Genomic DNA, 13549 nt, shown 5'->3' with positions numbered 1-13549 from the left:
ATATGAAATCATATCTCTTTTTTTATTAAAGTAATTAGTGTTATTAAAGTAAAAGTATATACTGTGACAAATATCAATGAAGACGTCAAATTAAACATGAATGGTATTTTCATCCCTATATTAAAAGTAAGCGTAGCATCTTTAAGGAAAATAAAACTCAATATATATGATATTCCTCCCGATATCAAACCCAGAGATAGTTTTGATAACAGGTATTTTCCTATACTCAAATCTGTATTTGAAATGAATGAAATACATTGCATATTTGCACATAAGCCTCCGAATGATAAAAGGAAAGTTATTACACCTATCATAATAGGGGCAGAAATAAAATTAAGTTCGCTCAGACCTTTAATACCTATTGTCATTTCCATTATACCTTTAATAAAATTGGATAAAAACATATTTATTTTAAATGGAAGGATATCCAGATGTGTAAGTAATGTGGTATCCATTAAATTTATAATAAGTGAAAAAAACATTATGTAACCAAGTACGTTTATCAATGTATCCATACTGTTGCTTACGCTTTCTGCAAATATTTTCCCTACGTTATAATGTTTTTTATATGTTTGCTTATTTGAACCCATAAAAACATGATTTTCTCTTTTGAAAAATAATCGAGCATATATAAATAATGCCATATAAATGCTTGGGAGTATTATAAGACCGGACGCCGGAAGATTTAAAAAGGCAGTCGCTACCGTTCCTATAACGAATATAGGTCCCGGTGTAGAACAAATTGAAATCAGTTTATTTGCTTCATTAAATGACAGCTGATTATTAAGATACATCTCACTTAAGGTCTTGCTTCCTATTGGATAACCCGAAATCATACTTGTAATAAGCGGATATGCACCTTTTCCGCTTAATTTAAAGTATTTAGACATGAATGGGGAAAATATTTTAGCCATATATTTTGCATAGTCCAATTTAAAAAACATATTTGAAAGTACAAGAAATGGAAATAAAGAAGGAAGTACACTTGTAAAAAACAGCATACTGCCTTCTTTGACAGCTGCCATAGCTGTTTTTGTTTCTATGAATAAATATATTAAAATTGTCATTAAAATAATAAAATATAAAAAATTTTTCTTTTTCATATTTTAAATATATGCTACTTGTCCTTGTAAAATGCCATTTTATAAAAGTCAAGATTGAATTTATCGTGATTTACATTATATATATTATCCGCTTTAATATTTTTTTTGATTATTTCTTTATCCGGTTCATTTAATTTATTTATATCTTTATTATAATTATTAAATATTTTTATATCATTATTCTTTATCTGTTTTAATAATTCTCTGCCGTTGTTATTAAATCCCAATACTTTAATAAACTTCGGAGTATGCATTTTATATTTATTAAGTTCATCTTTAGTGTAGTTTGTAAGGATGTGGATTAAAATCCTTCTTATCCTATTCTTTGTATATCTTTTTGTTGATACTCGATTAAGCAAATCTTCTATATTTTCACTGTCAAATATGTTATTATAAATCCTGTTGTTAAGACCGATTTCCATATCTGCATAATTATATAGTTCTTCACTTTCCATTGATAAAATAATGTTTTTAATCGTGATGAAGTAATTGTCTATAACTTGGGAATTTGCCCTATTTAATGTTGAATAGAAGCTATATGAATTATTTGGAACGAAGTTACTTATATCTTCTCCTGATAGTATTTTTTCTCTGATACCAAAGGCACTTAAAAATTTATTGCTGCTGTCAGTACTTTTATATGATGCTGTCCTTTTTATAGGATAAGGTTTGATATTTGATTTTAACTTTATCAGTTCTTTGATGTATTCCATAGCCAAGATATTGTTGGGAGAACTCATGAAAGAGGTGTCTATATTTAAAATATCTTTAACTGCATTTTCTCTGGATGATATATAAGAATACCCTAATTTTAAATACTCTTTTAGTTTAATTTTATATTCTTCGCTCTCTGTTAAAAGGAACTTACATACTGCTGTTATATCTTCAAGTTTTTCACTGTCTTCCATTCCAAAACATAAATAATCTATTATGCCTAAACTATTTAAAATACTGACTGCCGAAGAAGAAAAAATTTCTGCGGTAGAGCATGCGTAAACAAATGGGAGCTCAATTACAAGATCTGCACCGTTTTTAACTGCAAATTCCGATTTTTTATATTTGTCTATTATTGATAGCTCTCCTCTTTGAGTGTAGTTTCCGCTCATTATACAAACTACATTATCCGCATTCAATTCTTTTTTTACATTTTCAATTTGATATTTATGTCCGTTATGAAAAGGGTTATATTCACTTATTATTCCGACGGTCTTCATGTTAAACCTCTTCTATTTCATTTTTACTTAAAAAGTATATGTAGCTGTGCTTCACTTTTTTGTTCAATAGTGTCGATATTGCTTTTTTATAATAGTTAAGCTGAACTTCAAATCCTTTTAAAAGTTCCTTCTTTTCATCCTCATTATTGTAATGGTTCGTTTTATAATCTACGAGTATCATAGCTCCGTCTTCTGTTTCAAAAGTTAAGTCTATTATCCCCTGAACAAGGATTTCTTCTTCACTGTCTATCCATTTACTAGTTATATCCTTTGCCTTTAACGCTAGGTTGAATGGAAGTTCTCTATATATTTTTTTTGAATTTAGAAGTTTTTTTCCTATTTTGCTGTTAAAGAAATTATAAATATAATTGATATCAATATTATCCACTTCTTCTTGTTTAAGCATTTTTTTATCTATAAATTCTCTGATTTGATTATCTATTTCTGATTTTAGATTTTCAGCTGTTTTAAGTTTATCAATATCGATTATTTCAAATATAAAGTGTATTATGTTTCCTTTTTCTGTACTTGAAAGAGCAGTTTTTTCCTGTTTGAATTTTGGTGCTTCCCTTAAGTTTATTACATTGTTTCCTACTTCAAGCAAATCTATATTTTTAAGACTGCTTACTCCTGCTTTCCTTGGAATAGTGGTATTTACTATATTTTTATATTTAAAGTTTAAATCACTTTTGACTTTATTTATTATTGTGCCCTCTAATTTGAATTCATCTTCTTTTTGTTTATTCTGTGTTGTTGATAACTCTGTTGATAAGTCTTCTATTTTGTTATTATATATTATAAAATTATTGTCTTCGTGAATTATATTATTCTCTTCATCGTATATTTTTTTAGTTAAAATCCCCTGCATGATCCATTCGATATATGAATTTGAAAATTCTACAGAGTAAGGTGTTACATTATTGGGCAGTTTTTCTATAAGTTTTTTAGTGTCTTTTGAGTATGATGTCAGTATCAGCTTTTCCTTTGCTCTTGTTAAAGCTACATATAACAGTCTCATTTCTTCGCTTAATATTTCATTGTTTTCGACTATTTTTGCACAAATCTTAAATATACTGTCTACTTTATACTTGTTATCCAAATCAATTAAAGAAGGGCATATTCCCAAATCCTTATTTAACATTATGGGTTTCTTCGTATCAAGCATATTAAACATCTTATGACACCCCATTAAAATAACTATAGGGAACTCTAAACCTTTGCTTTTATGTATGGACATGAAGTTTACGCTGTTCTCGCTGTCCTCGCTGAAAGCATATCCGCTTTCACTTTGGATCTTTGCGTAGTCCATGAAGTTTATAAATCCATATAATCCTTCATTTGAAAAACTTTCATATTCTTTAGCTTTTATGAGCAGTGTTTTCATGTTGTTTACTCTTATATTCCCAAAAGGAAGAGCACTCATATAATCCATGATATTGGTTTCTTCGTATATGCTTGATATTAAGTCCATAACCGATGTATATAGACTTCTATCACTGTAATCATTTATTACTTTAAGCATATTTCTTACTTTATCTTTTAAGGTTATATTTACATCTGCTTTATCTATAAATGACATTATGCTTTTGTAGTAATGACTTTCTCTAGTGGAAATCTTTATTTCCAGCAGTTCATCCACTGTAAAATTGAATATGGGACTTCTCATTACCGATAAAAGGGTAATATCATCTTTAAAGTTGTTAATAATGCTTAAAAAATCCTTGATAGTTTCAATTTCAAGAGTCTTAAAATATTCTATTTCTTTTTCGCTCATTACCGGTATCGAGTATTTATTGAATATTTCTTTAACGTTCTTAATCCTCATATTTGCACTTCTGTGAAGTATACAAATATCGCTGAACTTAACTTTTCTGTATTCTTTAAGTTCCGGATCGTAAATATCTGTTCCGATAAGGTTATTTATCATTAAAGCTATATATGTTATTTCGCTTTCTTCAGTGCTGAGTTCACTTAACTCTGAGTCAATTGAGTCAACACCGGCCGTATCCTTATTGATAAGATGAACTTCGATTTTATTTTCTATTTCTTCATCTCTGCCGGCTATTAACCTTTCATTTTCATCGTAGTTTATTTTTCCTATTTTCTCTGACATTATCTTTTCAAACAAATAATTTATTCCATTTATTATATTTCTATTTGTTCTGAAGTTAGTGTTCATATAAATAGTTTCATTTATTTTTTCATTTTTCTTATATTTATCTATCCTATCTAAAAATATTTCCGGTTCAGCTTGTCTGAAACGATAAATACTTTGTTTTACATCTCCTACTGTAAATAAATTGTTTTCTTTGATTACTTTATTGATAATTGCTTCCTGTACAAGGTTTGTATCCTGATATTCATCTACGAAAACGTAGTCGAACTTAGATAAGATTTCTACTCTTGCCTTTTCATCTTCAAGTATTTTAAGGCATAAATGCTCTGTGTCTTTAAATTCGAGGACTCCTTTTTCTGCTTTTAGATGTGTGTAATATGTATCAAAATCTATGATCGCCTTTTCGATGACGTTCATATGAGGATAGAGATTATGAACCACGTTTATGATATCTTTATAATTAAATGTTAAAATGTTTAGTGCTTTTTTTAATATATCTTTACTTTCGTTCCTGAGATTTTGAACTTCTGCTTTTTCTTCTGCTTTTAGCCCACCGGCTTTAAATCTTTTAAATATATCTGAGGGTTTTAAGGTGATAAATTTTTCTAAATCATTCTTCATTATATTTTGTGCGTTTTTAAGCCCGTCCAAATCCATGTTTAAAATTTCCAGTAAATCATCTTTTGCTTCATATCCTATTGCATTATCTTTAGCCTTAGATGAATAATCGAGAGCCAACGATAAATATCCGTTTATTTTATCTTTGATTATATCTATATATATACTATTTTCTATATCTGCATAGTCAGTATTAAATAATTCAACTTTTTCTCTCAGCCATTTAAAAGGATTTGGTCTATTGTAAATAAAGAAATATATTTCCTTTAATATATTTTTAAACTCTTCCTCATCGGAATTAAAAGAATAAGATAGGGAAGTATTTATAAAATCCTTATCTTCTTTTTTGTACCTATCTTCAAAAAGCATATCGAATGCTTCGTCCATAAGTATGTTTGCATTGGTGGAATCTATTATTTTAAATGCGGGGTCTACATCGACAAGGTGATAATATTCCCTTATTATACTTATGCAGAATGAGTGAAGAGTGGATATATTTGCTTTTTCAAGGTTGGAAATTTGGTCAAAGAGATATCTTTTGTCGTTACCTTTTTCTTTTATTTTAGAATATAGAAGCTTTCTTATTTTTTCTTTCATTCCGCTTGCAGCCGCATTTGTAAAAGTAACCACCAAAAATTTATCTATGTCTGTTTTTTCTTCCAGCATCAATCTGATAATCCTGTTTGTAAGTATTGCGGTTTTACCGCATCCGGCACCTGCACTTATAAGGAGGTTTTTATTATCTGTATTGATAGCATCACTTTGGCTTTTAGTCCAGTTCATTTTCGGCCTCCTTTGAGAGTAGTTCTTTTATTTCTTTATTAGGCAAATTGCTAAGTTTGTTATAGTTATTATCTTTAAAACAAGTATCAAATTTGCAAATATTATTATATTTGCACCATTCACAAGGTGTAGAGTTGTTTTTATCTATATAAGGATGAATTTCTATTTTACCTTCTGCTATATCATCTATTATTTCTTTAGCTTTATTTTTTGTGTGAATGATTAAATTTGAAAAGTCTTCGCTTGAAAGCATATTCGTTTTATCTCTGTTCACCTTGATGGAATTTTTATTATTATCTATTTTATCCATTAATTCTTTGTCATCTAAAACTACGCCGTCAAGTTTATTTTCTTTTACCGCTTCCTTTATTTCTTTTAAGGAAGATGAGCTTTTTATATTTTCTATAGGCGGTGTGATTTTGAAATAGAAAGCCCCCGCAGGTTTTTTGTCTTCATTATTTGTTGCCGCAGTCAAATATATAGGAAGCTGCATGCTTATACCATAGTAACTTTTTATAAAATCAAAAGTGGCGTTTCCTGTTTTATAGTCTATTACTTTTACATAGCTGCCATTTTCATCTTCATAACTATCTACTCTGTCTATTATCCCGTGGATTGTCATTAAATTATTTTTATTAGTAACGATTTTTATCGCTTCTTCATTTTCCTCACTGAATTTGCTTTCTGTAGATGTTATTTTAAAATTGCTTCTGTTAAGCTCCGATACAATCGTACTTAAAGAATAGTTAGCATTACGAATAAGCTTACTTTTAAAGTAGGCACTGTTGATGATATTTTTAAGTTTTCCGGAAGAATATTTATCTATTATATCATTGGTTATATCAAAAGATATTTTTTCTATTTCATGTTTTTCTATATTCTCTGTGTCTATTTCTTTCTCTATTATCTTCCTTGAAAATTCCGATATTATTTCATGGAGTATGTTTCCTATATCCGGTTTATTTATTTTATTCTTTTTTCTCTCTTTTGGCTTGAGAGCATAAGAAACGAAGTAACTAAAAGGACATTTTGCGTAGGTTTCCAGCCTGCTTATGCTAGTTACTATTTCGCCTTTATATATTTCATCTACCAGCTTCTTATTTTGTATTACGGCTTTGTTATTAAATGATAAAGCACTGTTCATGATATCTATTAAATACTTTCCTTTATCATCTTCTTCATATAAGTCATATATCGTATCCCATAGAGTATTTACTTTATCATTAGTACTTTTATGTAGTTTATTGTTTAATAAATATTTAAAGGTTGCTTCATAGTTTGATATCAAACTTAAATTATCTTCAAGGTTATTTTTATCAATAGTTTCGATTTTAATCTTTGGCATTATATCCTTGATTTTAAAGATAATGGAGCTGGGAAGAAGTTCATCACCGCTGGTACCGGTAATCGGGTAAGAAATAAATATCTTCTTTTCGGTCTTTAATATAACGCTTGCTAGGAAATATCTTTCTTCGTCTATTTTATATTGTTCTGTAGTTCTTAGATTAATGCCTTCATTAATAGCCATAAGTTTTTCTTTATTTGAAAAAATACCGCTGGAATTTGCGAAGTTGCTTGGAAGAACTCCGTCGTTCACTCCCAGTATAAATAAATATTTTATTTCGCTGCTCCTGCTTCTGGATAAACTTGCTATATTCACACTGTCTATGGTTGACGGTATTATTCCTATTTTAAGTGAATTAAATCCGCTTTCCAGTACTTTAGTGTACTCACTTAATGACAGTTTTTCATTTCCCAGGAAATCATAGATTTGTTCAAGTGCAGTGATTATACTGTTGTGAATTTGAGCATATTTATTTGCATTTTCATAATCTTCTTTATATTTGAATTTATTTACTAGGTCGATTATTTTTTCATATAATCCGAATTCTTCCATGAAGTCATATAATATATTTGTTATTTCTTTAACAGATGTTTTGTCTTTTAAGTTATTTCGTAGATTTATCAAAGGAAGCATGAATTCATCTTTTTTTTCATTTAAATAATTCAAATCATATTCATTATCCGGATTGTTTCTTTTAAAATCTACAGTCCACATAGTGCCTTTGATGCCTAATTCGAGAGCGTAATTTTCAAAGGTTTCTATGTCATTTTTAGATAAATCGGTCAGTCCGGTCTTTAAAAAGGATATAATATCATGGGTCTTGAAATTGTCGCTTACTATGTTTAATATTTTTAAAATACCTCGTAAGATATTTGTATCCATAATGCTCGTTGTGTTATCGAGAAAAAAGCTGATATTATGTTTTTTGAATGTCTCGCTTATTAATTCTTTATAAGTGTCATAATCAGAAGGGAGAACTTGAATATCCTTAAAGTCCGCGTTTTCCTCTTTTACTAATTTAAGTATGCTAAGAGCTGTCCTTTCTACTTCTTCATATACTGTAGAGGCTTTGAATATTTCTATGTTATTGATTTCACCTTCGAAGGTATTGGTGTCGTATGAAAATATATTATCTGCCAGAAATTTTATATCTTTTTCTTTTTCGTCTTCTTTATCGACTTCGGTAACTATTTCTTCATCGTTATCCTTTGCAAGTTTTCTTAATTTATATAATGTATCATCTATTATTCTGTAGGATTCGTTATTTGTATCTTCTTTTGTATTGGTTGTAAAAAGAAAAGTTTGATTTATGCTCTTATTTGAAATAGCTTCAATTAAGCTATACACGTTTCTGTCAAAGCCTTCAAATCCGAAATAATAAATGCTGGTATTATCCAAAAATCTTACATTATCAAGTACAGAACTTGCGTATAAAGTTACATCTTCAAAATCCAGAAAATCCTCTGATAAAAAATCATTATAAGATTTATATATTTTATGTATATCAAGAGCCTTTCTATAGAAATAATCCTCTTCGTTTTTGTTATCAAAATTATCCGGATTTAAATCTTCGCTGCTTACATTGCTCTTTTTAAGTTCGCTGAATAATTCGCTTAAATTTTCATTGAAAGATGCTTTGTTTGTTAAAGATTTAAAGCATGTGAGTTCATTTTTTAATTTATTTAAGATAACTTTTATTATCATACTTTTCCCGCTGTCATCAAGTACGGGAGGCATTTCACTTCTTGTTTTTGATATAATTCTATTTGTAAGTCTTTTTATACTAAGCACTTCAATATCAATAAGCCCCTTTGCACTCAGTTTATCCGTAAGCATTCTTTCTGTTTCTACGGTAAACTGTTCAGGGACTAAGAAAAATACTTTATTGACATTTTGATTTTCGAGTTCGTTTCTGATATCTCTACTTGCTTTAAAGAAAGCTTTTTCTTCGATATAGCTTAGTATGATTTTTATCATTATCGTTATCCTTAATCATTTTCAAATAGTTTTATTTTTTCCAGCTTATCTATATTGATTTTAAGTCTTTTTATATAAGATACGAATTCCAATATATCAGCTGTAGTGTAAAGGGTCTTATGGCTTGTTCCGCTATTTTTAAGTAAATTTTTATCTTTTAAATACATCCTTACATTTTCAACCATTTGCTCTGCAGGATCAAGTAAAGTCAAATCATTATATATATTATTTATTTCCTTTTCTATTATAGGGAAATGGGAACAGCCCAAAATCAGGTTTTTGACATTTTTATCTTTATCTAATATAGGTTCTATACATTCTTTGATGAGCTGATTTAAAAGAGGTTTGTTTTCGATTTGACTGTCTATGACTTTAGGCAGTCTTGTAGAATCATTTGATATTATATTAATATCTTTATTTATTTTATTTATCTCTTTATTGTATGATCCGCTGTTAACCGTTGCTTTTGTGGCAATAAGCCCTATTAAATCATCATCTGTTTCGTTACATTTTTTTATTGCCAGTTCGCTTCCCGCTTTTACTATGCTGAATATAGGAACTGTTGAAGTAAGTTTATCTATATGAGAAGAAATGGTGTTGCATGCGAGCAGCACCGCCTTTACACCTTGTTCTTCCAAATAACGTATCATCTTATTTGCAAGCATAATTATTTCTTCTTCAGATTTATTTCCGTAGGGCATTCTTTTCGTGTCGCCCAAATATATGATATTTTCATTAGGCAAGAGCCTTTCGGTTTGTTTGAAGACTGTAAGTCCACCCACTCCGCTGTCCAGTATGCCTATAGGTTGATTTTTGTTCATTAAAATATGACCTCTTTATGTAAAAATTTTAAATATTCTCAGTGATTATTCTATCACAAAAAACATAACATTAAAACAGATATAAATAATATGATTCATGGTAGTTATAGGGAGTTAATATGAAATTTTTTTATGTTTTTAATTATGATAGATATAAAGATGACTTTGTTCTGACTAAAAAAGAAATATTTATAAACAAGTTACATAAACTATTTTTTGGCTATCCTAAAATGATAGAGCCTTCAAATATAAAGGACAGCAGTTTCAAATTGATTGCAAAAATTTTATTTGTTAATAATGACGAAATTATAAGAGGTCGTAATTTAGAAAGAATAAATAAAGAAATTGAACAAGAGGATATACAATTTCTTTGTTTGGAAAATGATGTAGACCGAAAAATATTTGAAGATGTAGGTTTGTCAATATTAGACGGAAGGGAACTTCGTTTTAAAACTTTATTTGAAAAGGTGAAGAAAATCATTGAGTCTCCGGATAAAATTCAAATAGGTTTAATGATAGATGGCAAATCAAATTATGAATACATTAAGATGATTTGCGAATATTTTCCACTGGTGATTTTTTTTGTTAATAATCCATATTTAGGGGATAATATTTCTGGTAATATTTTAAAAGATATCGGAAGCAGTATATATGTAAGTAAAGATATAAACTCTTCAAAGAGCTGTGAATTGATATTTGATTTAAGCAGAGAAACTTTCAGTGATAAAATAAACATTATAAAAACCGATAATTATATTTCATTATATAAAAAGAAAGAAATAGTAGAAGCAAAACGAAAAATCAATAATATAAAAGTCAGGTGTCCAAATATTAATATTGAAAGAAGCAATGTTAAAAATTTGGAATTATCTTTTTTAGAGGCTCTTATGTACGAGGATAAAGTAGTAAAAAGTAAGAATGACATAATAAATGTAGATTTAGATAAATATTTATATGATAAATGTTTTAAATTGATTTTTTTTAATGAGGAGTAATACTTGACAGGAATGTCCTTAGTATTTATAATATACAGATTGATTGAGAATTAGAAAATAAATTAAGAGGTATCGAAATGGCTGATAAAGAAGTAATTTTATCAAAAAAAGGATATAAAGAATTAGAAGAAAAACTGAATTATCTAAAAGATGTAAAAAGACACGAAGTAGCATCTAAGATAAAAGCTGCCAGAGAATTCGGTGATTTAAGTGAAAATGCCGAATACGATGAAGCAAAACAGGAACAAGGTTTTATAGAAGGCGAAATAAGAGAAATCGAATATAAACTTAAGAATGCGGTTATATTTGATGATACAAATAAAGCAAGCGGCGTAGTTTCTCTTGGCAGTGATGTTAAAGTATATGATACTGACTTTGATGAGGAAGTTGTTTATACTATTGTAGGCAGCGAAGAAGTTGATTTGGATAATAACAAAATATCGAATGAATCACCTATAGGAAGTGCTCTTTTAGGTAAAAAAGTCGGTGAAATTGCAAAAGTTCAAGTTCCTGATGGTATAGTAGATTTAAAAATATTAGAAGTTAAATAATAAGGTAGGTCAAAAGTATGAGTGATTTCTATGATAACGCACCTGAAGTAGTTAAAGTAAGAATTGATAAATTTAAAGAATTAACCGATGAAGGCAAATATCCATATAAAGAAAGCAGATTTGAATATAATGCTTACTGTAAAGATATAAATGAAAAGTTTGAAGAATATGAAGGTAAGAAAGTAAAACTTGCCGGTAGGCTTATGTCTAAAAGAGGACAGGGGAAAGTTGGATTTTATGATCTTATGGACTCTAGCGGAAGGATTCAGCTATTCATTAAAAAAGATGTGGTAGGCGAAGACGAATATGCATTGATAAAAGCATATGATATCGGAGATATTTTGGGCGTTGACGGCGAAGTTTTTAAGACTCAAAGAGGTCAGATCTCTGTCAGAGTAGAAAAAGTTATATTACTTAGCAAATCAATTCAAGTCTTACCTGAAAAGTTTCATGGACTAAAAGACCCTGAGCTTAGATACAGACAAAGATATGTCGATTTAATAATGAACCCTGAAGTAAAAGATGTTTTCTTGATGCGTTCAAAAATCGTAAAATGCATGAGAGATTTTATGGACGGTGAAGGTTTTGTAGAAGTTGAGACTCCTGTTCTCGGTACTTTGGCAGGTGGGGCTAATGCGAGACCTTTTATTACACATCATAATACTTTGGATATCCCTATGTATATGAGAATAGCTACCGAACTGCCTTTAAAAAGGTTGGTAGTAGGTGGTTTTGATAAAGTATATGAAATCGGAAGAATATTCAGAAATGAAGGAATGGATGCAACTCATAACCCTGAGTTTACAACAATGGAATCATACCAAGCATATGCTGACTTCAATGATGTTATGAATATGAGTGAAAAAATGTATGAATATATTGCAAGTAAAACTTTAGGTAAAACTACTGTTGCGTTTGGAGATAACGAAATATCACTTAAAGCACCGTTTAGAAGAGTGAAGATGGTTGATCTTATCACTGAAGAAACAGGTGTAGATTTTGATAAAATAACAGACATAGAAGTTGCAAGAGAAGAAGCTAAAAAATTAAATGTAATACCTGAAGAAGAATGGGGTATCGGTAAAATAATAGAAGAAGTGTTTGAAGAACATTGTGAAGCAAAGTTAATCCAGCCTACTTTTGTTACACATCATCCGGTGGAGATTTCTCCGCTCGCTAAAAAGTGTATGGATGATGATAGATATACTCAAAGATTTGAACTATTCATAGCAGGTCATGAATACTGTAACGGATTTAGTGAACTTAATGACCCATTTGATCAAAGAGAAAGATTTGCGGCTCAAATGGAAAAGAAAGCAACAGGGGATGATGAAGCTCATCCTTACGATACCGATTTTATTAATGCACTTGAAGTCGGACTTCCGCCTACGGGAGGAGTTGGCTTTGGTGTAGACAGATTAGTTATGCTTCTTACTAATCAAAGTTCCATAAGAGACGTAATTTTATTCCCTACAATGAAACCGGTAGAATAAATTTAATTATAAAGGATCATTAATTGGTCCTTTTTTTATTTTTTATATTATAATTATGTATAAAAAATAAATTTAAGGGTAATTATTACTAGTGAACTATTAAATACACGATAAAATATTAAAAAAAATTCAAAATAATTTATTTAATTTTTTGAAAAAAACTGCAAGTTTTTATGAAAATGCAATAATTTTTACTTCTTGAAACCCGTTCTATAAAAGGGTTTAAGAAAAACTGTAAAATTTTATAAAAAAAGTTGTCAAAAAGCTTGACAAAACTTTATGTATTTGATAGAATAACTGAGCTGTCTGAGAAACAGATGTTTCACAAAACAGCGAGCTAATGATACAAAAGAATAAGAGAATAAGAAGAACGAATTAAAAAGCAGAAATGTAATTTAAGTCAGTGAAATTTGAGATATGAGTCGGAATTAAGAACAACCAAGATGAGTATCAGCCTTAGTGCTGAAACGATATTATTTTGAGAGTTTGATCCTGGCTCAGGACGAACGCTGGCGGCGTGCTTAACACATGCA

At 29.3% G+C, this 13549-nt stretch carries 8 protein-coding genes and 1 rRNA gene; 4 read left to right on the top strand and 5 right to left on the bottom strand.

Annotated elements, in window-relative coordinates:
- Positions 1-8: 8 nt before the first annotated feature.
- The 5 genes from Q0516_RS00045 to murI are packed head-to-tail and all read right to left on the bottom strand — an operon-like array spanning position 9 to position 9977.
- Positions 9-1067 (bottom strand): nucleoside recognition domain-containing protein, encoded by a 1059-nt coding sequence (locus Q0516_RS00045; protein ID WP_299236938.1) that lies wholly within the window; start codon positions 1065-1067, stop codon positions 9-11.
- A gap of 50 nt (positions 1068-1117) precedes the next feature.
- Positions 1118-2317 carry a nucleotidyltransferase gene (locus tag Q0516_RS00040; protein ID WP_294467604.1) on the bottom strand — a complete coding sequence of 400 codons (1200 nt, stop codon included), beginning with the start codon at positions 2315-2317 and terminating at the stop codon, positions 1118-1120.
- A 1-nt stretch (position 2318) separates the two neighbouring features.
- Positions 2319-5834, bottom strand: coding sequence for a helicase-exonuclease AddAB subunit AddA (addA, locus tag Q0516_RS00035; protein ID WP_294467602.1), 3516 nt, complete (start codon positions 5832-5834; stop codon positions 2319-2321).
- Entirely contained in the window at positions 5821-9156 is a 3336-nt protein-coding gene (locus tag Q0516_RS00030) for a PD-(D/E)XK nuclease family protein (RefSeq protein WP_294467599.1), read from the bottom strand. Before Q0516_RS00030 ends, addA begins: the two co-directional genes overlap by 14 nt.
- 11 nt (positions 9157-9167) lie before the next feature.
- A complete protein-coding gene (murI, locus tag Q0516_RS00025) occupies positions 9168-9977 on the bottom strand; it encodes a glutamate racemase (protein ID WP_294467596.1) in 810 nt (269 codons plus the stop codon).
- A 119-nt stretch (positions 9978-10096) separates the two neighbouring features.
- Between murI and Q0516_RS00020 the strand changes: the two genes are divergently transcribed.
- From Q0516_RS00020 to Q0516_RS00005, 4 genes are all read left to right on the top strand, one after another.
- Positions 10097-10972 carry a hypothetical protein gene (locus tag Q0516_RS00020; protein ID WP_294467593.1) on the top strand — a complete coding sequence of 292 codons (876 nt, stop codon included), beginning with the start codon at positions 10097-10099 and terminating at the stop codon, positions 10970-10972.
- Between the two features lie 77 nt (positions 10973-11049).
- Entirely contained in the window at positions 11050-11523 is a 474-nt protein-coding gene (greA, locus tag Q0516_RS00015; protein ID WP_257479944.1) for a transcription elongation factor GreA, read from the top strand.
- Positions 11524-11540: 17 nt separating this feature from the next.
- On the top strand, positions 11541-13016 hold the full coding sequence (gene lysS, locus Q0516_RS00010; RefSeq protein WP_257479943.1) for a lysine--tRNA ligase: 1476 nt from the start codon (positions 11541-11543) through the stop codon (positions 13014-13016).
- Between the two features lie 474 nt (positions 13017-13490).
- Positions 13491-13549, top strand: a 16S ribosomal RNA gene (locus Q0516_RS00005); the annotation flags it as partial.

Source organism: uncultured Anaerofustis sp. (assembly GCF_938029165.1).
In the GTDB taxonomy this organism is placed as follows: Bacteria; Bacillota; Clostridia; order Eubacteriales; family Anaerofustaceae; genus Anaerofustis.
This window is presented reverse-complemented; position numbering and strand designations above follow the sequence as displayed.

What these genes read in the sequence shown, in the direction of transcription:
- lysS (WP_257479943.1), top strand. Translation starts at nt 11,541, where the DNA reads ATGAGTGATTTCTATGATAACGCACCTGAAGTAGTTAAAGTAAGAATT.
- Q0516_RS00040 (WP_294467604.1), bottom strand. Translation starts at nt 2,317, where the DNA reads ATGAAGACCGTCGGAATAATAAGTGAATATAACCCTTTTCATAACGGA.
- Q0516_RS00030 (WP_294467599.1), bottom strand. Translation starts at nt 9,156, where the DNA reads ATGATAAAAATCATACTAAGCTATATCGAAGAAAAAGCTTTCTTTAAA.
- greA (WP_257479944.1), top strand. Translation starts at nt 11,050, where the DNA reads ATGGCTGATAAAGAAGTAATTTTATCAAAAAAAGGATATAAAGAATTA.
- Q0516_RS00045 (WP_299236938.1), bottom strand. Translation starts at nt 1,067, where the DNA reads ATGACAATTTTAATATATTTATTCATAGAAACAAAAACAGCTATGGCA.
- Q0516_RS00020 (WP_294467593.1), top strand. Translation starts at nt 10,097, where the DNA reads ATGAAATTTTTTTATGTTTTTAATTATGATAGATATAAAGATGACTTT.
- murI (WP_294467596.1), bottom strand. Translation starts at nt 9,977, where the DNA reads ATGAACAAAAATCAACCTATAGGCATACTGGACAGCGGAGTGGGTGGA.
- addA (WP_294467602.1), bottom strand. Translation starts at nt 5,834, where the DNA reads ATGAACTGGACTAAAAGCCAAAGTGATGCTATCAATACAGATAATAAA.